Origin of the sequence: Scandinavium sp. NPDC088450 (genome assembly GCF_044900545.1) — a bacterium.
Classification (GTDB): Bacteria; Pseudomonadota; Gammaproteobacteria; order Enterobacterales; family Enterobacteriaceae; genus Scandinavium.
In genome coordinates this window covers 69,416-88,910 of record NZ_JBJDNI010000005.1, presented here as the reverse complement: position 1 = coordinate 88,910, position 19,495 = coordinate 69,416, and the positions used below count along the sequence as shown (strand labels likewise).

General features: G+C 53.8%; 22 protein-coding genes. 11 read left to right on the top strand and 11 right to left on the bottom strand.

Going from position 1 to position 19,495, the window contains the following annotated elements:
* Positions 1 to 603: 603 nt before the first annotated feature.
* Complete coding sequence (fimZ, locus tag ACI2I2_RS06685; RefSeq protein ID WP_404657191.1) at positions 604 to 1,236, top strand: fimbria biosynthesis transcriptional regulator FimZ; 633 nt, start codon at positions 604 to 606, stop codon at positions 1,234 to 1,236.
* 42 nt (positions 1,237 to 1,278) lie between these two features.
* Here fimZ and sfmF read toward each other — a convergent pair whose 3' ends face one another.
* From sfmF to fimA, 6 genes are all read right to left on the bottom strand, one after another.
* Positions 1,279 to 1,794: a fimbria assembly protein gene (gene sfmF, locus ACI2I2_RS06680; RefSeq protein ID WP_404657190.1), complete on the bottom strand. Its 516-nt coding sequence runs from the start codon at positions 1,792 to 1,794 to the stop codon at positions 1,279 to 1,281.
* A 10-nt stretch (positions 1,795 to 1,804) separates the two neighbouring features.
* Complete coding sequence (gene fimH, locus ACI2I2_RS06675) at positions 1,805 to 2,797, bottom strand: type 1 fimbria D-mannose specific adhesin FimH (protein WP_404657285.1); 993 nt, start codon at positions 2,795 to 2,797, stop codon at positions 1,805 to 1,807.
* 4 nt (positions 2,798 to 2,801) lie between these two features.
* Positions 2,802 to 5,330 (bottom strand): fimbrial biogenesis usher protein, encoded by a 2,529-nt coding sequence (locus ACI2I2_RS06670; protein WP_404657284.1) that lies wholly within the window; start codon positions 5,328 to 5,330, stop codon positions 2,802 to 2,804.
* 65 nt (positions 5,331 to 5,395) lie between these two features.
* Entirely contained in the window at positions 5,396 to 6,088 is a 693-nt protein-coding gene (gene fimC, locus ACI2I2_RS06665) for a type 1 fimbria chaperone FimC (protein ID WP_404657189.1), read from the bottom strand.
* 42 nt (positions 6,089 to 6,130) lie between these two features.
* A complete protein-coding gene (gene fimI, locus ACI2I2_RS06660; RefSeq protein WP_404657188.1) occupies positions 6,131 to 6,676 on the bottom strand; it encodes a type 1 fimbrial protein subunit FimI in 546 nt (181 codons plus the stop codon).
* A gap of 70 nt (positions 6,677 to 6,746) precedes the next feature.
* Positions 6,747 to 7,298, bottom strand: coding sequence for a type 1 fimbrial major subunit FimA (gene fimA / locus ACI2I2_RS06655; protein ID WP_404657187.1), 552 nt, complete (start codon positions 7,296 to 7,298; stop codon positions 6,747 to 6,749).
* A gap of 360 nt (positions 7,299 to 7,658) precedes the next feature.
* Here fimA and folD point away from each other — a divergent pair, with 360 nt between their 5' ends.
* The 5 genes from folD to ACI2I2_RS06630 all read left to right on the top strand — a co-directional run bounded on the left by folD (position 7,659) and on the right by ACI2I2_RS06630 (position 12,205).
* A complete protein-coding gene (gene folD / locus ACI2I2_RS06650; protein ID WP_404657186.1) occupies positions 7,659 to 8,525 on the top strand; it encodes a bifunctional methylenetetrahydrofolate dehydrogenase/methenyltetrahydrofolate cyclohydrolase FolD in 867 nt (288 codons plus the stop codon).
* A 2-nt stretch (positions 8,526 to 8,527) separates the two neighbouring features.
* Positions 8,528 to 8,740 (top strand): ribosome-associated protein YbcJ, encoded by a 213-nt coding sequence (gene ybcJ / locus ACI2I2_RS06645; RefSeq protein ID WP_404657185.1) that lies wholly within the window; start codon positions 8,528 to 8,530, stop codon positions 8,738 to 8,740.
* Between the two features lie 264 nt (positions 8,741 to 9,004).
* The gene (locus ACI2I2_RS06640; RefSeq protein ID WP_404657184.1) at positions 9,005 to 10,504 is read left to right on the top strand and encodes a PTS transporter subunit EIIC; all 1,500 of its coding nucleotides are present in this window, start codon (positions 9,005 to 9,007) and stop codon (positions 10,502 to 10,504) included.
* 89 nt (positions 10,505 to 10,593) lie between these two features.
* Positions 10,594 to 11,610 carry a Mal regulon transcriptional regulator MalI gene (gene malI, locus ACI2I2_RS06635; protein WP_404657183.1) on the top strand — a complete coding sequence of 339 codons (1,017 nt, stop codon included), beginning with the start codon at positions 10,594 to 10,596 and terminating at the stop codon, positions 11,608 to 11,610.
* Between the two features lie 73 nt (positions 11,611 to 11,683).
* On the top strand, positions 11,684 to 12,205 hold the full coding sequence (locus ACI2I2_RS06630; RefSeq protein ID WP_404657182.1) for a metal-dependent hydrolase: 522 nt from the start codon (positions 11,684 to 11,686) through the stop codon (positions 12,203 to 12,205).
* Positions 12,206 to 12,475: 270 nt separating this feature from the next.
* Here ACI2I2_RS06630 and ACI2I2_RS06625 read toward each other — a convergent pair whose 3' ends face one another.
* Positions 12,476 to 12,634 (bottom strand): hypothetical protein, encoded by a 159-nt coding sequence (locus ACI2I2_RS06625; protein ID WP_404657181.1) that lies wholly within the window; start codon positions 12,632 to 12,634, stop codon positions 12,476 to 12,478.
* Between the two features lie 58 nt (positions 12,635 to 12,692).
* The gene (cysS, locus tag ACI2I2_RS06620; RefSeq protein ID WP_404657180.1) at positions 12,693 to 14,078 is read right to left on the bottom strand and encodes a cysteine--tRNA ligase; all 1,386 of its coding nucleotides are present in this window, start codon (positions 14,076 to 14,078) and stop codon (positions 12,693 to 12,695) included.
* A 172-nt stretch (positions 14,079 to 14,250) separates the two neighbouring features.
* On the opposite strand from cysS, the gene ppiB reads away from it, so the two are divergent.
* Together ppiB and lpxH are read left to right on the top strand one after the other, a co-directional pair.
* A complete protein-coding gene (gene ppiB / locus ACI2I2_RS06615) occupies positions 14,251 to 14,745 on the top strand; it encodes a peptidylprolyl isomerase B (RefSeq protein ID WP_404657179.1) in 495 nt (164 codons plus the stop codon).
* A gap of 2 nt (positions 14,746 to 14,747) precedes the next feature.
* On the top strand, positions 14,748 to 15,470 hold the full coding sequence (gene lpxH / locus ACI2I2_RS06610) for a UDP-2,3-diacylglucosamine diphosphatase (RefSeq protein ID WP_404657178.1): 723 nt from the start codon (positions 14,748 to 14,750) through the stop codon (positions 15,468 to 15,470).
* Here lpxH and ACI2I2_RS06605 read toward each other — a convergent pair whose 3' ends face one another.
* The gene (locus ACI2I2_RS06605; protein WP_330983210.1) at positions 15,471 to 15,734 is read right to left on the bottom strand and encodes a DUF2534 family protein; all 264 of its coding nucleotides are present in this window, start codon (positions 15,732 to 15,734) and stop codon (positions 15,471 to 15,473) included.
* A 244-nt stretch (positions 15,735 to 15,978) separates the two neighbouring features.
* On the opposite strand from ACI2I2_RS06605, the gene ACI2I2_RS06600 reads away from it, so the two are divergent.
* Positions 15,979 to 16,137, top strand: a complete 159-nt coding sequence (locus tag ACI2I2_RS06600; RefSeq protein ID WP_404657177.1) for a hypothetical protein — start codon at positions 15,979 to 15,981, stop codon at positions 16,135 to 16,137.
* On the opposite strand, the gene ACI2I2_RS06595 is transcribed toward ACI2I2_RS06600, so the two are convergent.
* On the bottom strand, positions 16,134 to 16,748 hold the full coding sequence (locus ACI2I2_RS06595) for a Fic/DOC family protein (RefSeq protein WP_404657176.1): 615 nt from the start codon (positions 16,746 to 16,748) through the stop codon (positions 16,134 to 16,136). The genes ACI2I2_RS06600 and ACI2I2_RS06595 overlap by 4 nt on opposite strands.
* 258 nt (positions 16,749 to 17,006) lie before the next feature.
* Between ACI2I2_RS06595 and purE the strand changes: the two genes are divergently transcribed.
* Together purE and purK are read left to right on the top strand one after the other, a co-directional pair.
* A complete protein-coding gene (gene purE, locus ACI2I2_RS06590) occupies positions 17,007 to 17,516 on the top strand; it encodes a 5-(carboxyamino)imidazole ribonucleotide mutase (protein ID WP_154160146.1) in 510 nt (169 codons plus the stop codon).
* The gene (gene purK, locus ACI2I2_RS06585; protein WP_404657175.1) at positions 17,513 to 18,580 is read left to right on the top strand and encodes a 5-(carboxyamino)imidazole ribonucleotide synthase; all 1,068 of its coding nucleotides are present in this window, start codon (positions 17,513 to 17,515) and stop codon (positions 18,578 to 18,580) included. Before purE ends, purK begins: the two co-directional genes overlap by 4 nt.
* A gap of 19 nt (positions 18,581 to 18,599) precedes the next feature.
* On the opposite strand, the gene ACI2I2_RS06580 is transcribed toward purK, so the two are convergent.
* Positions 18,600 to 19,493, bottom strand: a complete 894-nt coding sequence (locus ACI2I2_RS06580; protein ID WP_404657174.1) for a carbamate kinase — start codon at positions 19,491 to 19,493, stop codon at positions 18,600 to 18,602.
* Between the last annotated feature and the right edge of the window lie 2 nt (positions 19,494 to 19,495).

The following is a 19,495-nucleotide window of genomic DNA, read 5'->3' as shown; positions in this document are numbered from 1 at the left end:
ATATGGCAGGCCGCTATGTAAACATAACTCTCTATCTTAAAAGCTTTTTTAGCCACCGGGTTCCAATAAACTTCAAAATAACATTTGGAAAGAAAATTAACACTGATACAACATCCAGTGTGTTGTGTTGTTTTTTTAAGACCCGTAAGCCATAAACATCGATAAAACAAAAATAGGCAGAAAATATCGCCAAAAGAAAAATCTTACCCGAGATCATTTAGAACATCCTAATTAGTAAAGGCATTTATCCGTTTCTCAGGCTTTTTCAAAAAACGTTAAAGGGTATAATCGACAGCATTAAGATAAATAACAAAATGCACCACAACATCTCCCCCAAAGATAATAGTTGATGGTAATTTCGTGACCACAAAAAACAAGGGAGCTCTCATCGCACTCATTGGAAAATACATCAGTATCAGGATGTTCTGATTACCCCACCGTCACTTACATTGCTGTTCTGCCAGATAAACACTGACGTTAGCGGCCCCCACGAGCCATTTTTATCGCTATATCAGACGCCTGGTAACAACGTTATTAGCCTGCACTGGCGAACTGCCCGTTCGGGGAACAGCAGAACCGAAAACATAATCTGAGGAATAGAAAATGAAACCGGCCGCCGTAATTATTATGGACGAACAGCCCATCGTCAGAATGTCGATAGAAGTCTTGCTGAACAAAAACAGCGATATCCGGGTTGTGCTAACGTCAGGGGATGGAAGGGAAGTGCTTGATTACATAAGAAAATCAGAAGTCGATCTGATTATTGTCGACATTGAACTGCCGGGAACAGACGGGTTCTCGCTGCTCAAGCGCATTAATGATATTCGCCCAACGACCAAGGTCTTGTTTTTATCATCAAAGTCGGAAAATTATTATGCAGGCCGGGCACTTCGTGCCGGGGCGAATGGATTTGTGAGCAAGCGCAAGGATTACAATGATATTTATAAAGCGGTGGAAATGCTGCTGGATGGCTATTCGTTCTTCCCATCTGACACCATAAATTTGTTGAGTCAGCATGCTACTCGTCGCAATGAACAAGTGGAACTGCCTTTATCTAATCGCGAAGTGACCGTAATGCGCTATCTGGTTAATGGCTTAACAAATAAAGAGATTGCTGACCAGCTATTATTGAGCAACAAGACCATAAGCGCACATAAATCCAATATTTTCTCTAAGCTTGGGGTGCATTCCATCGTAGAACTGATCGATTATGCCCGCTCGCACGAGTTGCTCTGAAAAACGCCCCCATTCCCGAAAAATACAGGGAATGGGGCGTATTTAATAATAATTAATGGCGAAGGTAGCGTCAGCGTCTGCGCTACCCGCCTGAGGGTTTTCGGCAGTGGCGATATAGTTGGCAAAAAACTGCAAGGTCGCATTTCCTTGCGCATCCACCACCACTTCGCGACTGGCCTGTTGCAAAGGCAGACGCCGACGATCGCTATCACGAATTTCAACAGCAACACGAGTAGCGGTACTGCTCGAATTTAAGCCAAGCAACGAAGGGTCGCTGTCATCCGCCTTACCTGCAAACGTAATTGAAGCGGCACCAGGAGGGCAACCTGTCAGGCTCAAGGTAAAGGGGGTTAACGAGGTCGTGCTCCCGGTCTGGCGTAATTGTTTTGACGCCCAGCGCCCTAGTTCAACCGATTTATCACTGTCGCTGCCTTCCGCCACACAGGTATAATCGACCACATTTCCGGTCAACTCAATATTGATTTCGCCCAGTGGCGTGTCAGCCCAAACCGCGCTGCTGATGCCCACGCCTAACACCATCCATCCCAGTTTTTTCATCGCCCGCTCCTTAGTCATAATCCACACGCAGGTAGCCACGAGCCGTAAATTTCCCCTCTTCCGGTTTATTGCCGGTCACGCTGACGGGCCAGGCACGGATGCCGACCTGTGCCTGTGCACTGCCATCCAGACGGAAAGGGATCTTGCTGTTGATGTTATTCGGTGTGAGAGGATTGCCGCTGCTGTCTGCAACAATAAACCCGAGGTCAGGGTTGTCTGACACCATCGCATTGCCCTGCGATTTCTCCGCTTCAACACGCATGGTGAGATAGGCCTGTGACTCCACGTTCGTGCATTTGATCCCAATGGTTTTCTGCTGAACCGGCACATTTGCCGGGCGATTGCCCGCCCCTGCGTCGCTGAAGAGCGAAGCCCTGATATCCCCGAAATCAAACTGCACAATGGTGCCCGCGTTGATTTCACAGGTCTGCGGCACGTTGATGGTGCCGCTGTAACTGATGGTGTAGACCGGCGTGGTCAGGGGCTCGCCGCTGTTGGTCGTCACATAGACCGTAAACATCGTCTGTTTTGGAATAACGACCATATTGATAAAGCGACGCGTCACCTTCAGGCGGAAAATCAATTTAGAGTCATCCACCGGAAAGGGCTGTTGCTTCGGCACGTTAGGGTGTGAGCCCATCTGAATGTAGTCCACTGGAGGATAAAAAGTCCCCGCCGCGCTGTCCGTTATCTGCATCGCGCCATCCAGATAATCATTCAGCTTTAAGTATTTGAAGTTGTTCTCGGTGCTCACCACCGGGAAGCTGGTCACGTAACTGCGTTTGGTGGTGGTGCCTGTGGTGCCCGCCGGACACACCGCATTAACGCCAATCCAGCCTGATTTCTGGCTGAGCGTCACGGTTTGCCCGACCTGGTTGTTGGCACTGGTAAAGGTATCCGTCAGATCGTAAAACACATCCGTCGGCACCCCATTCTGATTACGGCAAACCGTGGCCCAGGCGGACGTGCTCACCAGCATGATGGCCAGCAAAGACAGGGGCATAATTTTAGTGATCACAGCGAACCTCCGTGAGTGTGATCGCCTGTTTCAGGCTCTTTTCGGGGAGAGAGTACGGTGCGCGACATTGCGCATTCGGTCCGTCGCCCCACTGAATCAACAGCTCACCGCTCAGCGGTAAACCACTCAGGTAGATTTGTCCGTCATCACCCACCATGCTGGTGACGCCGCTGGCGGTTTCACGCACGATGGCACCAAAAGGAACAGGCTGAGCACCGCGACGCACCGTTATCAATGCGCGCACGCCGATGCGGGTATCGAATGCCGCTCGCACCACTGCGCCTTCCGTCGGCACCACGCTGCTGACGTTGTTTTCCACGTCGGTGCTGTTGCTCATGGTGTTGGTGTCCAGCGCGATACGGTTGTAACGATAAACCGTGGCGTAAGGCATGACCGCATAGCCGCGCCAGTCGGTTTTCACCCCGGTCTGGTTTTCGATGCGTACGCCGTCAGCGCCAGGCGCTTTGATCAGCACGTTGGTATCGCCCAGCGGCTGGCTGAAGGTGATGCCGTCGGCGTGCGCCAGAATGCCGCCCGAGGCCTGCCAGTTCAGCGAGTGCTGATCTCTGTCGTAGTTGTACGCGCCGCTTAACGTGCCGTAGGTCGCCTGCCAGTTGGCACTGGCGCTGCCGGTGTAACCGCGATCACTGGCGTTGCCCTGCGTCACGCTGTAACTGAGGTTATTCCCCTCCAGCAACGTGCCGCTGATACCACTTTGCCAGCTGCTATCACCGTCGCTGTTGCGGCTAGCCGAAACGGTGGCATAGGCGCGATCGACTGCCGTGCGCCAGCGTTCGTTTCCGCCGCGGTTGAAGATGCTGAAAGGAACAGAGAGATTAAAGGAAGCGATACGATCGGTGCCTTCGATCCCCACGGATTGGTTCCAGGACATGGATAACGAATAACTGATCCCACGCCATCCCGCTGAATAGCCGAATTGATACCAGGTCGTGCTCTCATCGGAGCCCCAGTAGGTTTGCTCGCTGCCCGACAGATACAGTGAGCCGTAATCACCCAACGATTGTGAAATGTTGGCCTGGAAGCGGCCTTTCTTATTTTGCGTCAGGTTGTGGTAGCTAATTACGTCAGGCACGCCGTCCCGGTCGCTGTCATCGTTCCCGTATTGATAGCCACTCATGCTCTTCCAGGTGGTGTCATCAAGGGTGAAGAAGCCTTTTGTCGAGTAGCGATAACCCAGCAACTGGAAGTTGGTGCCGAAGGTATTCAGCGATTTCGCGTACAGGAAGCGCAACGACTGCCCGTCGTGCGAGGAATCATCCACGAGGACGCTGTGCGCATGGGTGATATCGAATGAGACTGCGCCCCAGTCGCCGAGGTTTTTACCCACCCCAACGGCGAGAGCCCGATAATTTTCAGCAAGCTGCGTACCGCCATACACGGTCACACCTGCTTTTAATCCGGTTATCAGCGTGCCTTGCGCGAAGAAGGGCGTGTCCTGCTGATTGTTACCCGAGCGGAAATCGCCCATCACCAAATCGTATTTCCAGCGCCCTTCACGTTGCAGTAATGGCACGGAGGAATAAGGCACGGTGTAACGCTGCTGGCTGCCGTCTTTTTCATCGACAGTCACCTCAAGGTCACCGCTTGATGAGGTTGGGTTCAGGTCGCTTATCGCAAACGCGCCGCTCTGCACATAGCTTTGATAAACCACATAGCCGTTCTGACGAATGGTCACTTTCGCTGGGGTGCGGGCAATGCCACGCACTGTCGGCGCGAAGCCCTGCATACTGTCGGGGTACATGCTGTCTGACGAGTAAAGACGCGCGCCACGAAATCCTACGCTGTCGAACACATCGCTGCCGCTGTTGCTGTCGCCCAGCACCAGTTCGCTTTTCCATGGAATGATTGAGCGCTGCGCCCAGGTAGCAACGTTCTGCCACTGATTCTGTTTCTGATTATTGTTGTTGGAATAACTCCAGGTGCCGTTATTGCGTAAACGCCACGGACCGTAGTTCAGCCCGCTAGTCAGGTTTAAAAAGTAGCTGTCATCATTGCTGCCACGGTTACCGCTAAAACTGTAGTTAGCCAGCAGCGCCGGGATGCCTTCATCCCACTCTTCCGGTGGAATATAGCCGCGCGCGCTGTTAAACATCGCCACCTGCGGCAAGCTGATGCTGAGCTTCAGCGCGGCAAAATCAAAACTTGTCTCCGCCCCTGGGATGATTTTTTCCAGCGCGACACATTCTCCCTTTTCGACTTTCGCCAGTTCAGGAAACGCCGCCGTGTTGACGCCAAGGCGTCGTAACAATTCCGGGGTGATGCAAGGCGCCAGCCCGCCAGCGGCAGGTTGGGTATTTTCGGCCGTAACAAAGCGTAAATCCTGTGAGCCCATAAATTCGTCGTTACGCGAAATATCCACGCGATAGACGCCAGCAGGCTGCTGATGGCCTTTTTCAAAGCGCGACAAATCCGCCACGCCCGCGGCATCATCAGACAGGAAGGAAGGGTTAAAGTAACTTTCGGCGCAAACGCCAGACGTTAACCCTGCCCCCGACATCGCCAGCACCAGCAGTTTCAACCGCGGCCAGCGTCGGGCAGTGGAGGCGACAGTAAGGGTGCTCATTACAAATTCACACGGCGAGCAGGCGTGATGGCGCCATAATCATTCACACTCTGCCAGCTCAGCACGCCCGGCGCTGCAGCAGGCAACGAAACGCTGGCGCTACTTTTCGGCGCGATCATCACGTTGTCGACTTTCTTCCCGGCCATTTGCAGATTCACCAGAGTGATGAAATACGGCGTCGGGTTGCTGATGCTCAGGGTGCCGCCGCTACGGGTAAACACCAGTTTTTCCAGCGCCGGAGCAGGCTGGATCTCAAGATTTTGAGGACGGACAAACAGCTTGATCCGCGAGAGGATCGCCAGTTGCAGCACGTTACTCCCGTCTGCGTTTTTCTTGTCCATCGACGGGATCGCTTTCACGTTCAGATAGAACAGCGTTTCGCGGTCAGCAGGCAGCGCAGGTCCGGCATAGATAATACGCAGTGTGTTTTCACTGTTCGGCTCGCTGACAAACAGCGGCGGCGTGATGACGAACGTTTTCTCTTTCTGCCCCGTCGCGTTCTCAATCCACGCATTGATCAGGTAGCGTTCCTGCTTGTTGCTGTTGCTCAGCGCCAGAGAGGTTTGCTTGGCGTTTTCGGGATAAATCACCCGAGTCGCACCCAGCGCGATCCCACCCGCCGCTTGGGCAGGCATCACACAACTCAATAACAGCAGTGACAGCAACGTCGTCGCTTTAATAAGGCGGATCATAGCGAAATAACCTGTATTTTATTTTCTGATGCAATCTGGTCTTTACGGATACACCAACGTAAACCAGACATCGGTGAGTAAATTCCCTGGAACCAACGGCAAAGAAATAACGCGATAACGTGCGCTAAAGTGCAAAATCATTTCTTTGGTGGTTATCGGTAAATAATAATTTGGCGATGCGTTGGGAATAATCAGCTGTTGCTGAGGGTCAAACAGCGCTAACCCCAATCCACTTTCGCCTGGCATGCCACTGGCTTGCGCAGAGGCGACAAACACCTGTGGATCTTCCGCCGGGCTAAGCCCCTGAAATCTCACTCCCACCAGGCTTGCGACATCGGGCTGACACTCCACCAGATGCAGTGAGAAAGGCACCGTGACCGTGGAATAACTGCCGACTTCACCAAAGGTATTGGTGCGGTACTGGCCCATTTCTACCCGCATCGACTGACTGTCGGGGGCAACTGCACAGGCGCTGTTGACCAGCTCGCCACGCATCTTTATGCGACCGCCATCCACCACCACCGTGTGGGCAAATGCAGGCGCAGTGGTAGCAACGAATAAGGCCAGCAGCGGCAACTTCCATCTCATCGTGTTGTCCCGGGAGGTCCGAAAAGCGCCTCATCCTTAAGGCAATGCTCATCCTGAGCGCGAAGACGACTTACTCGTATTTCATTACGAAGGTCGCGTCAGCGTTAGCCTGGCCTGGAGTCGCGGTATCAGCGGTTGCTTTGTAACGTGCGCTGAATTGCAGGGTGTTGGTGCCCTGAACCAGGTTCTGGGCCGCAGAGAACACAGTACCGTTTGGCGTCAGCGTTGCAGATGCGTTATCCATGATCTCAATACCCACGCCAGATGCCGTGTCGGTGTTGCTCCCGGAAGCCACAGCCAGCAGAGAGGTATCGGTCGCATCAATCTGGCCGGTAAAGGCAACAGCGGCGGTCGCAGCAACCGCTGGATCACAGTCGTTCAGCACGATGCTGAAAGGGATTTTGGCAGAGGTGTCGCCAGCCTTGGTGAAAGCCGCGGTACGGTACTGGCCAAGTTCAACGGTCTGGTTTGAAGATTCTGTGCTGACAGCACAGGCAGCGTTCACCAGTTCACCTTTAAAATGCACGTTGCCGCCATTAACGGTTGTTGTGGCTGCATTTGCAGAACCCGCAACAAAACCAATAGCCGCCACCAGAGCGAAGGCAATCTTACTTACTTTCATGAGTTTTCCTTGATTCATCTAATTATTCACGGCGAAGAAACAATCCGAAAAATAACTCCCGTTGTTCCTTTAACACTGAACGGAAATATCCCCGTCGCAGTCGGCATACAGTAGACAAATTGATGAATGGGAAATATGGATAAACACTGCCATTTCTGTCAGCCTCGTCCTAATAATAATTAGGAAACGACTACTTATTTCTGGAAACATGGGAAAAGACCTGTCTCTCTTTGTGGCTTTCCTTGTCATCCCACCTCGCGCACACGATAAAAACGCAAACGGTGACTGACATCACGCCCGGCTTCTGACAAAATATGAGCATCCCCCCTTTCGATAGTGACAGACGGAATCCTCTCTCTGATGGCAGCAAAGATTATTGACGGTAAAACGATTGCGCAGCAGGTACGCTCTGAGGTCGCGGAAAAAGTGAAGGCTCGAGTTGCAGCCGGAAAACGTGCCCCTGGCCTGGCAGTTGTGCTGGTCGGCAGCAACCCTGCTTCGCAAATTTATGTCGGCAGCAAACGCAAAGCCTGTGAAGAAGTGGGCTTTATCTCCCGCTCTTACGATTTGCCGGAAACCACCAGCGAAGCCGAGCTGCTGGAGCTGATTGATACCCTGAATGCCGACGGCGAGATTGATGGCATTCTGGTGCAGCTTCCGCTTCCCGCAGGCATCGATAACGTCAAAGTGCTGGAGCGTATCGCGCCAGACAAAGACGTCGATGGCTTCCACCCGTATAACGTGGGCCGTCTGTGCCAGCGCGCGCCGCGTCTGCGCCCTTGCACACCGCGCGGCATCGTGACGCTGCTTGAGCGTTACAATATCGACACTTACGGTCTGAATGCGGTGATCATCGGCGCCTCCAATATCGTGGGTCGCCCGATGAGCATGGAACTGCTGTTAGCTGGCTGCACCACCACCGTCACGCACCGCTTCACCAAGAATCTGCGTCAGCACGTTGAGAACGCCGATCTGCTGGTTGTCGCAGTCGGTAAACCGGGCTTTATTCCTGGCGAGTGGATCAAAGAAGGCGCGATTGTGGTCGATGTCGGCATTAACCGCCTCGAAAGCGGCAAAGTGGTTGGCGATGTGATTTTTGACGACGCCGCAGCGCGTGCGTCTTATATTACGCCGGTACCGGGTGGCGTTGGCCCCATGACCGTGGCAACGCTTATCCAGAACACGCTTCAGGCGTGTGAAGAATATCATGATGTAGAGGAACACTGAGAATGGCCACTTTTTCCCTTGGCAAACACCCGCACGTTGAGCTGTGCGACCTGCTGAAACTCGAAGGCTGGAGCGAGAGCGGCGCGCAGGCGAAGATCTTTATCGCCGAAGGCCAGGTGACCGTCGATGGCGCGGTGGAAACCCGCAAGCGCTGCAAGATTATCGCCGGTCAAACCGTCAGCTTTGACGGCCAGAGCATTACCGTTATCGCATAAGGTTTGGGTATAGCCGCAAACCTTGTAGGCCGGGCCAGCGTCAGCGCCGCCCGGCATTTTTATGCCTGTCATTGCTGCCCGTCATCACCCCGTTTTACGATCCACTTCAAAAAAATCAGTAAATCCTCTGACCGAATGTGAAATTTACGTTGCGTGTTACATTCACATCACAGACGATAAGTAGAACGTTCTACTAAAACGTTCTACTTACTACAACAGCACGTAAAAAGTGCATCTCAGGGTCTCAGGTCGGGGGATAACAGCATGAGTCTGTTCTCAGGGTTTGTTAAATCGTTGTCAAAACTTTCTATGATTGGTCGCGCCTTAATGCTGCCAATTTCACTGCTGCCTGCTGCGGGTCTGCTGTTGGCCTTCGGCGATAAGTTTCATCTGCCGCTGATGATGAACGCGGGCGGGGTTATTTTCGATAACCTGCCAATGCTGTTCGCCATCGGTTCCGCGGTTGGGCTGGCATCAGAATCAGGTATCGCTGCGCTGTCGGCCGCGGTATCGGTGTTTGTCACTAACATCACCATCAGCACCGTACTGAGCATAACGCCAGAAATGGCCTCTCAGGGCGGGAAATTCGCCATGGTGGTCGGCATTCCAACTCTGCAAATGGGTGTCTTTGGCGGCTTGATTTGCGGCGTGCTAGCGGCATGGTGTTACAACCGCTTCCACCAGATGCAGCTCCCGGAATTCCTCGGCTTCTTCTCTGGCAAGCGCTTCGTGGCTATCGCTACCGCATTCCTCTCCTTCATTATGGGCCTGCTGCTGCCATACATTTGGTCGCACATTCAGTCCGGGATCGATGCGCTGTCGGTAGTCGTCAACGGTGACAATCAAGCGGCTTCGACCTTTATCTTCGGTCTGGTAGAACGTGCGCTGATCCCGCTTGGCCTGCACCACATCTGGTATCCGTCGTTCTGGTACTCTTTTGGCGATTACACCACTCAGGCAGGCCAGGTTATTCACGGCGACCAGACCATCTGGTTCAAAATGCTGGAAGAAGGCGTGAAATCCTTCAGCAGCGATTCCTACCAGAACGCCGGTAAATTCATGCAGGGTGAATTCCCGCTGATGCTGTTCGCCCTGCCAGCTGCTTGTCTGGCGATGTATCACGAAGCGCACACCGCGAACAAGAAAATCGCGGCCGGTATTCTGTTCTCTGCGGCGCTGACCTGCTTCCTGACCGGGATAACCGAGCCGGTTGAATTCACCTTTATCTTTGTTGCGCCAATCCTGTATGTGTTCAACGCCATCATGGCGGGCCTGGCCTACATGACCATGTACCTGATGCACGCGCACATTGCGAAGTCGTTCTCTGCCGGGTTCATCGACTACCTGTCCTTCGGCATCCTGCCGTCCTTCAACGGCTACCAGACCAACTTCCTCAGCGCGGTGATCATCGGCATCCCGATGGGGCTGATTTACTACTTCACTTTCCGCTTTGTTATCCGCCGTTTCGATGTGAAAACGCCGGGCCGCACCAGCGTCACCGCCAATGCGAATGACAAAACGGACACCGAACTGGCCACCGAAATTATCAGCCTGCTGGGCGGTGCACAGAACATCGATTCTGTCGGTTCCTGTATCACTCGTCTGCGTCTGGAAGTGGCAAAAAGCGACATCGTGGATAAAGACGGTCTGAATGCGGTCGGCGCTCGCGGTGTTGTCTTCGTCGGTGATACGGGTATTCAGGTGATTTTTGGCGCCCGCGCGCAATTTATCGCACAAACCATGTCGACGATGATTGGCAAATAAGCGGAAGATGGTAGTCTGTCAGCGTCTCCTGCTCCGGCGGGAGACGTTGTTTTATCTGGCTGATTGCGCGGATGTTTCAGGGAGCAGGTGTGAAAAAAGTCGGCATTATTGATGTGGCAAAACAGGCGGGCGTCTCGGTCTCGACGGTCTCGCTGGTGTTGCGCCAGAAAGGCAAGATTTCCGACGCCACCATTGAGAAAGTGCAGGCCGCGATTCAGGCGCTCGGTTACGTCCACAACGTGGCGGCCGCCAACCTGCGGGCAAACACCTCCAACCTGATTGGATTGATCCTGCGAGATTTCAGCGACAGCTTCTCCATCAAAGTGATGGCAAGCGTGGTTCAGGAGCTGGAAAAACAGGGCTTTATGGTTTTCCTCGGCCAACCACAGGATGACCGTGCAAGCCTCGAACGGTGCCTCTTATCGTTCAAGCAACAAGGCGTCGCCGGGGTTATCTATCTGGCCTCAGACACCAATCGGGCCACCTTGCCTGCGCTGGTGAGTCAGTGCCCACTGCCGCTGGTCGTGGTGTCGCAATCGCTGATGGAAGAAAACTGCAATCTGGTGATGAGGGATAACCGTCAGGCGGCCAGTCTGGCAACCCGTTATTTGATTGAACGCGGTCACCGCAGCATTGGCTATATTGGCGGCCAGACCGACTGCCTGATTCGCCAGCAACGATTACAGGGCTTTCGCAGCGCTCTGACACAAAACGGCATGGTGTACAAAGAAGACTCGGCCCCGGCGTGCAGCGACGATACTCACGCCGCCAGCCTCGCCACACGCCAGTTGCTCGAGAAAAACAACACCATCACCGCCCTGCTCTGCCATTCGCCCAACGCCATGATTGGCTGCATCAACGGCATTCACCACGTCGGTCGCACCATCGGGAAAGATGTGTTCCTGACTCAACAGGTCGCGCTGATTGGTTTCGAAGACATGCTGCACGTGAACCTGACTTCACCGTCGTTTACCTATGTTTCATCGGCAAGCGAGGAAACCGGTCGGCAGGCGGCGGGATTAATAATACGCAAGCTCAAAGAACCCGATTTGCAAACCCAGCGCATTACGCTTTCAGGCCAACTGATTGCGCGGGAATCGGCTTAATTCAGATATTTAATGGCGATTTATCGCCCAAATGACTGCTATAGTTCGCTTTTTCACCCTAAGCGAAATTGACATGCCAACCATCATTACACACGCTGCGGTGCCAATCTGTCTCGGCATTGGTCTGGGAACCCGAGTTATTCCGCCACGTCTGCTTTTTGCGGGAATTGTATTGGCCATGCTGCCCGATGCCGACGTGCTGGCCTTCAAATTCGGCGTGGCCTACGGCAATGCATTCGGCCATCGCGGCTTTACGCACTCGTTGCTGTTTGCCTTTGTCGTTCCCATTTTGTGTGTACTCATTGGCCGACGATGGTTCAAAACCTCCCTGCTCCGCTGCTGGGCATTTCTGACCGTTTCGCTGCTGTCTCACAGTCTTCTGGATTCGATTACCACAGGGGGAAAAGGCGTTGGCTGGCTGTGGCCGTGGTCAGATGAACGTTTTTTTGCGCCGTGGCAAGTTATCAAAGTCGCGCCGTTTGCCCTGTCGCGCTACACCACGCCGTACGGGCATCAGGTCATTTTGTCGGAGCTGATGTGGGTGTGGCTGCCGGGGATCGTGGTGATGGGGTTAATGTGGTGGAGAAGGCGCTAATCGACGAGCAACTCGTTTTTGTCTTTTCACTTAGTGGAATTATTCCGTTCACTTTATGCCTTGCAGTCACCTCAACTATCTCTGCACGTGAACGGGACAAGGGAGACTCTCGCGTCTCCCTTGTCAATCCCTGCGACCCCGCGAATGAAACCGGTGCTTTGCACTAAACCTCCCTGCCAACCAGCTGCCTGCGGCCGGCTCGACTCGACGTCCCTGTCTCATTTCGCCTCAGTCCGCCATCCATGGCGGCCTGACCTTGTCATCTGGTCGTCAGCTCGGCGGTTTCAGCGGGGAGCAACACCAGCGCCCACTGAAGCCGATGTGGTGGGTTTTGGTCCGGCTGAAAATCGCCTCAACTTTCAGTGACTGGCCAGGGCTGGCATGGCTAACAAGGACAAAATCATCGGGAAGGATTTCACTAAAAGTCACATATTACTCATTTTGAAGACCCTTTCCTTCCTGAAAAGGGTCAGCCTGAGGGATAAATTTACTTACGACGCCAGGTCGTTCCCTGCGCACCATCTTCCAGCACAATGCCCATCTCATTCAGACGGTCACGTGCGGCATCTGCTGCTGCCCAATCTTTTGACTGGCGTGCATCCAGGCGCTGTTTAATCAGAGCCTCGATTTCTGCCACTTCACCGTCGTCGGCCTGTGCGCCGCCTTGCAGGAACACTTCTGGATCTTGTTCCAGCAGGCCCAGCACGCCGGACAGTTTGCGCATGTGCGCCGCCATCCCGTTTGCCGCAGCCAGGTCTTCGCCTTTCAGACGGTTCACTTCGCGGGCCATATCAAACAGCACGGAATACGCTTCCGGGGTGTTGAAATCGTCGTCCATGGCTTCACGGAAACGGGCTTCAAACGCTTCACCACCTGCGGCTTCAACAGAAGCATCCGTGCCGCGCAGTGCGGTGTAAAGACGCTCCAGCGCTGAGCGTGCCTGCTTCAGGTTCTCTTCGCTGTAGTTGAGCTGGCTGCGGTAATGGCCGGACATCAGGAAGTAACGCACGGTTTCAGCATCGTAGTACTTCAGCACATCGCGCACGGTGAAGAAGTTACCCAGCGATTTGGACATTTTCTCGCGGTCAACCATTACCATGCCGGAGTGCATCCAGGTATTCACATACTCGCCATCGTGCGCACAGGTGGACTGAGCGATTTCGTTTTCATGATGTGGGAACATCAGGTCCGAACCGCCGCCGTGAATATCGAAATGGGAACCCAGCTGTTTGCAGTTCATCGCAGAACATTCAATGTGCCAGCCTGGACGGCCTTCACCCCACGGAGAAGACCAGCTCGGCTCGCCTGCTTTGGACATCTTCCACAGCACGAAATCCATCGGGTTGCGTTTAACGTCAACCACGTCAACGCGTGCGCCAGCCTGAAGCTGTTCCAGATCCTGGCGTGACAGCAAGCCATAGTTCGGATCGCTTGGCACCGAGAACATTACGTCGCCATTGTCCGCCACATAAGCGTGACCGCGAGCGATGAGCTTTTCGGTGATCTCAATGATCTCGTGAATGTGGTGCGTGGCGCGCGGCTCGTTGTCCGGACGCAGGATATTCAGGGCATCAAAATCTTTGTGCATTTCGGCAATCATACGATCGACCAGCGCCACAAAGTCTTCGCCATTTTCATTAGCGCGTTTGATGATTTTGTCGTCGATATCGGTGATGTTGCGCACGTACTTCAGCTGGTAGCCCAGGAAACGCAAATAGCGGGATACCACGTCAAAGGCGACAAAAGTACGGCCGTGGCCGATATGACAGAGATCGTAAACGGTAATACCACACACGTACATGCCGACTTCCCCGGCATGAATAGGTTTGAATTCCTCTTTTTGGCGCGTCAGTGTATTAAAGATTTTTAACATTGAAGATTCCATGTAAACGTGTGTGGTCTTAAACGGCGTATTCTACCTGTAATTCAATCCGGAAGCAGCACGCATTGCAAGGTGATCCAACCTTACGGTTATGCTATAACAAGCCCCTATACGTGACCCGTCTGCGGGTATTCGCACCACTCTATCGTAACAGGATGCAAAAATGGTTACTTTCCACACTAATCACGGCGATATCGTTATCAAAACCTTTGATGATAAAGCGCCTGAAACAGTTAAAAACTTCCTCGACTACTGCCGCGAAGGTTTTTACAACAACACCATTTTCCACCGCGTTATCAACGGCTTCATGATTCAGGGCGGCGGCTTTGAGCCAGGCATGAATCAGAAAGCCACCAAAGATCAGATCAAAAACGAAGCGAACAACGGTCTGAAAAACACCCGTGGTACGCTGGCGATGGCCCGTACTCAGGCGCCACACTCTGCCACCGCACAGTTCTTCATCAACGTGGTTGATAACGACTTCCTGAACTTCTCGGGCGAAAGCCTGCAGGGTTGGGGTTACTGCGTATTTGCTGAAGTCGTCGAAGGCATGGACGTGGTTGATAAAATTAAAGCTGTCGCAACAGGCCGCAGCGGCATGCACCAGGATGTGCCAAAAGAAGACGTTATCGTCACAAGCGTGACCGTCAGCGAGTAATCGTGGCGACACTCTTTATTGCAGATTTGCATCTGCACACAGAAGAACCGGCGATCACCGCCGGTTTTCTGCGTTTTTTACGCGGTGAAGCGCGCACAGCCGATGCGCTTTACATTCTGGGCGACCTGTTTGAAGCCTGGATTGGCGACGATGATCCCGAACTGTTGCACCGTGAAATTGCCAAAGAGATCAAAGCGCTGGTCGATTCCGGCGTTCCCTGCTCCTTCATCCATGGCAACCGTGATTTCCTGCTTGGTAAACGCTTCGCGCGTGAAAGCGGCATGACGCTGCTGCCGGAAGAGCAAGTGTTAGATCTTTACGGACGCAAAATGTTGATCATGCATGGCGATACGCTGTGCACAGACGACACCGGCTATCTGGCCTTTCGTGCCAAAGTGCATCAGCCCTGGCTTCAGGCCCTGTTTCTCGCCCTGCCGTTATTTATCCGCCGTAAAATCGCCGCCAAAATGCGTAATGGCAGTAAAGCCGCCAACAGCCATAAATCGATGACCATTATGGACGTGAACCCGCAAGCCGTGGTGCGCATGATGGAAAAGCATCAGGTGCAGTGGCTCATTCATGGGCATACCCATCGCCCGGCGGTTCACCCGCTTACTGCGAATGGTCGGCCTGCAAAGCGTGTGGTGTTAGGTGCGTGGCATGAAGAAGGGTCGATGGTCAAAGTGACCACCGACAGCGTCGAACTGATCGCGTTCCCGTTCTAATCAGCCGCGATCGTCTTTCGGGCCGAGGAAGTAAAAGCCAAACGGCAGGGAACCAATGATGGTGAACATGATGCTGTAAATGGCCGCCCACGCGCCCTGAATAAAGAACATACCCACGTTCCAGTTTTCCATTGGCAGGTTGTATTGATCTTCCACGCCCTGGAACGTCACTTTAGTCACTACCGTCACGGCAATCAGAAAGACAATCGCGACAGCGGTCAGAAATTTTTTCCCTTCCGGGGTGCGAAGAATGTGTTTCAGCATACGCTCTCCTCGTGGTTATGCTGCGCTGCGGTGTTTCCGCAGTCGTTTAGTCGGCAAGGTAACAACTCCAGCCGCAACTTTACCGTATTTCTGGTTTCGTTGCGGTAAATTTACAGCAGCTAGCACACCAGAAATGTGTGCATCCCGTTTAACCGCTTTTCTGCTGGTTGCTGGCGGCCGCGATGGCCTTGCGAATGGTTCTGGTCAGAACTAAAATCAAAGCTTGTAAAATGAGGCTCAGAGCATGGCAAAACAAAAAGTGCAGGATCCGATCACGAAAACTCAAATTGTCCGAACCGTTGCGAGTTCAACCGCGATCGAAACGGGGGCTTCTGTACAGAAAATAGAGCAGCAGCTTAAACGTTCACGGGCGAAGGTTAAGGCTATTGGTCTTGCACGCTAATCCGGCAATATATCATTCACGAGTTGCATCATAGGTTTGTAGTTCCCTGATACGCCCGCCTGAATCGCTTTGAAGTAATAATCTTTGTGTTTATCCCACAAGCTATAATCCAGCAGACTCCACCCCGCCTGAACTGACAGCATGTCACAAAGTAGCCTTGATAAGCGTCCATTACCTTCTCTGAAAGGGTGGATCAAAATAAACTCCACGTGGCTTTCAGCCAGATAGCGAACGAATTCTGAGCGTGATAAAGATTTCAACGTGCCAGTCCGTGACAAATACTGCCGATCATACCCGGTAATCAGCTGAGGAATTCGGTCTGCCGCTGCAAAGTGAAAGCCGTCCTTAGTCAGATTGGCGTGACGCAATCTCCCTGCCCAGCCATACACATTTCCCAGCCATTGGCGATGCCAGTCGCGGATCTGCTCAAATGCCAGCGGCACAGATAGCGGGTCAGTAAGAAAAAGTTGTTCGTACAGCATCATTAGCAGGCCTGACTCAAGTGACTCCATTTCCTGCTCATCGATGATCCCCAGCTTATTGGCAAGCACAAGACCGCCAGAGCCGGACTGATAGCGCTCCTCCGCTGAATAAAGGTCATATTTTGACAAGCCCTACCTCCAGGTTTACTGCTCTCATTGCTCACTGATGAATCAGCCAAACATACTACAGAGAGGATATGTGTCACCCCGTCCGCATTCGGCCATTTTACGCAACGTTAGTCATAATAAAGTCCCATATACCTTTTATATTTTCTCAGCACATCCACGTAATCCTGACCGCGCAACCGTTTTCCTTGCCGATTTTCCATGCTATTCTCTGTGGCCTTCAAAGCAGTGTGTTCCACACCCACAGGAGTTTTAAGACGCATGTCTTCCCGCAACAATCCGGCGCGTGTCGCCATCGTGATGGGGTCCAAAAGCGACTGGGCTACCCTACAGTTCGCCGCTGAAATCCTCGATACCCTGAACGTACCGCACCATGTGGAAGTGGTTTCCGCACACCGCACGCCCGACAAACTGTTCAGCTTCGCCGAAAGCGCAGAAGAGAATGGCTATCAGGTGATCATCGCCGGAGCCGGGGGTGCTGCACATTTGCCGGGCATGATTGCCGCGAAAACATTAGTTCCTGTTCTGGGTGTGCCTGTGCAGAGCGCAGCGCTGAGCGGTGTCGACAGCCTTTACTCCATCGTGCAGATGCCCCGCGGCATTCCGGTTGGCACGCTGGCGATTGGCAAAGCAGGTGCCGCCAATGCCGCCCTGCTGGCGGCGCAAATCCTCGCCACTCACGACAGTGAATTACACCAGCGCCTGGCGGACTGGCGGAAAGCGCAAACTGATGAAGTGCTGGACAATCCAGACCCACGGGGTGCGCAATGAAACAAGTTTGCGTCCTTGGCAACGGTCAATTAGGTCGGATGTTGCGCCAGGCTGGCGAACCGCTGGGCATTAGCGTTTGGCCTGTCGGGCTGGAAGCCGACCCGGAAGCCGTGCCCTTTCAGCAAAGTGTGATCACCGCAGAAATTGAGCGCTGGCCGGAAACGGCACTGACCCGCGAGCTGGCGCTGCATAAAGCGTTTGTGAACCGCGACGTATTCCCGATCATCGCTGACCGTCTGACGCAAAAGCAGTTGTTCGACAAGCTGGGGCTCGCTACCGCGCCGTGGCAGTTGCTGGCCGATAACGCAGAATGGCCTGCCGTGTTCGAACGTCTTGGCGAGCTGGCTATTGTGAAGCGTCGCACAGGCGGCTATGACGGCCGCGGGCAGTGGCGTTTACGCGCCGGTGACACCGAACAGCTTCCTGCCGATTGCTATGGCGAATGCATTGTTGAGCAAGGGATCAACTTTAGCGGTGAAGTTTCGCTGGTCGGCGCACGCGCCCACGATGGCAGCACGGTGTTCTATCCTCTGACACATAACCTGCATCAGGACGGCATTCTGCGTGTCAGCGTGGCGTTCCCGCAAGCCAATGCTCAGCAGCAATCACAGGCTGAAAGCATGCTCACGGCCATTATGAACGAGCTGAACTATGTGGGCGTGATGGCGATGGAATGCTTTATTACACCTTCCGGATTGTTGATTAACGAACTGGCCCCGCGCGTGCACAACAGCGGACACTGGACGCAAAATGGTGCATCCATCAGCCAGTTCGAACTCCATCTTCGCGGCGTGACAGACTTACCGCTGCCGCCGCCGGTGGTGAACAGCCCTTCAGTGATGGTCAATCTGATTGGCACAGACCTGAACTACAACTGGCTGAAGCTGCCGCTGGTGCATCTGCACTGGTATGACAAAGAAGTGCGCCCGGGCCGCAAAGTCGGTCACTTAAACCTGAACGACAGTGACACCGACCGTTTGAGCGCCACGCTTGAGGCGCTTATTCCCCTGCTTCCGCCGGAGTACGCCAGCGGGATCGCATGGGCACAGGCAAAGCTGAAATAAGCACACCGGAACCTGCATTTCAAGGATGAATGCAGGTTCCCGCGGTTCCCGCCAGCGTTTCATCCAGACGCGATAACGCGCCAATCCACGCAGGTTTTCCTTTCCGACGAACGAAGCCGCTTACCGCCGCCACTTTTGGCCCCATTGAACCATCATTCTTGGCGAAAGACGCTAACGCATCCGGCGTGGCTTCTCGAATAGCTCTCTGAGTGGGCGTACCCCAGTTTTCATATACCGCATCCGCGTCAGTGAGGATGACAAGACCATCGGCATCAATCTGCTCCGCCAGCAGCGCTGCCGCCAGGTCTTTATCGATGACGGCCTCCACGCCTTCGCCTTGCGTTGTCACAGGAACTCCGCCGCCACCGCAGCAAATCACGACTTGCCCGGCATTGAGTAACTGGCTAATCGCTTCGCTCTCTTCAATTTTCAGCGGATGCGGCGAAGCCACCACGCGGCGTAAATATTGCCCGTCACGCTTCATCTGCCAGCCGTATTCTTTCTCAAGCGCCGCCTGCTGTTCCGGGGCATAGACCGGGCCGATAAATTTCTCTGGGTCAAGAAATGCCGGGTCGTCTTTTGAAACCCGCACGCGAGTCATCACGCTGACCACTTGCGGCATCCCGGGCTGCTGGCGCAAACAGGTCACCAGCATCGACCCAATCATGCCCTGGCTTTCCGCCACCAGCACATCCAGCGGCCACGGCGCGACATCGCGATAAGCCAGATTTTGCAAAGCCAGCAGCCCCACCTGAGGGCCGTTGCCGTGCACAATCGCTAAGCGGTAGTGTTGCGCCAGACGAGCCAGCGCAGGCGCGGCACTGGCAATATTGCGATATTGATTTTCGACCGTCAGCGCTTCATTGCGCTGCAATAACGCGTTGCCGCCAAGGGCAACCACCAGCGTTTTCATGT

Excerpts from the sequence above, each read along its gene's own strand:
- fimZ (WP_404657191.1), top strand. The coding sequence starts at position 604 with ATGAAACCGGCCGCCGTAATTATTATGGACGAACAGCCCATCGTCAGA.
- sfmF (WP_404657190.1), bottom strand. The coding sequence starts at position 1,794 with ATGAAAAAACTGGGATGGATGGTGTTAGGCGTGGGCATCAGCAGCGCG.
- fimH (WP_404657285.1), bottom strand. The coding sequence starts at position 2,797 with ATGCCCCTGTCTTTGCTGGCCATCATGCTGGTGAGCACGTCCGCCTGG.
- ACI2I2_RS06670 (WP_404657284.1), bottom strand. The coding sequence starts at position 5,330 with ATGTCGGGGGCAGGGTTAACGTCTGGCGTTTGCGCCGAAAGTTACTTT.
- fimC (WP_404657189.1), bottom strand. The coding sequence starts at position 6,088 with ATGATCCGCCTTATTAAAGCGACGACGTTGCTGTCACTGCTGTTATTG.
- fimI (WP_404657188.1), bottom strand. The coding sequence starts at position 6,676 with ATGAGATGGAAGTTGCCGCTGCTGGCCTTATTCGTTGCTACCACTGCG.
- fimA (WP_404657187.1), bottom strand. The coding sequence starts at position 7,298 with ATGAAAGTAAGTAAGATTGCCTTCGCTCTGGTGGCGGCTATTGGTTTT.
- folD (WP_404657186.1), top strand. The coding sequence starts at position 7,659 with ATGGCAGCAAAGATTATTGACGGTAAAACGATTGCGCAGCAGGTACGC.
- ybcJ (WP_404657185.1), top strand. The coding sequence starts at position 8,528 with ATGGCCACTTTTTCCCTTGGCAAACACCCGCACGTTGAGCTGTGCGAC.
- ACI2I2_RS06640 (WP_404657184.1), top strand. The coding sequence starts at position 9,005 with ATGAGTCTGTTCTCAGGGTTTGTTAAATCGTTGTCAAAACTTTCTATG.
- ACI2I2_RS06630 (WP_404657182.1), top strand. The coding sequence starts at position 11,684 with ATGCCAACCATCATTACACACGCTGCGGTGCCAATCTGTCTCGGCATT.
- cysS (WP_404657180.1), bottom strand. The coding sequence starts at position 14,078 with ATGTTAAAAATCTTTAATACACTGACGCGCCAAAAAGAGGAATTCAAA.
- ppiB (WP_404657179.1), top strand. The coding sequence starts at position 14,251 with ATGGTTACTTTCCACACTAATCACGGCGATATCGTTATCAAAACCTTT.
- ACI2I2_RS06605 (WP_330983210.1), bottom strand. The coding sequence starts at position 15,734 with ATGCTGAAACACATTCTTCGCACCCCGGAAGGGAAAAAATTTCTGACC.
- ACI2I2_RS06600 (WP_404657177.1), top strand. The coding sequence starts at position 15,979 with ATGGCAAAACAAAAAGTGCAGGATCCGATCACGAAAACTCAAATTGTC.
- purE (WP_154160146.1), top strand. The coding sequence starts at position 17,007 with ATGTCTTCCCGCAACAATCCGGCGCGTGTCGCCATCGTGATGGGGTCC.
- purK (WP_404657175.1), top strand. The coding sequence starts at position 17,513 with ATGAAACAAGTTTGCGTCCTTGGCAACGGTCAATTAGGTCGGATGTTG.
- ACI2I2_RS06580 (WP_404657174.1), bottom strand. The coding sequence starts at position 19,493 with ATGAAAACGCTGGTGGTTGCCCTTGGCGGCAACGCGTTATTGCAGCGC.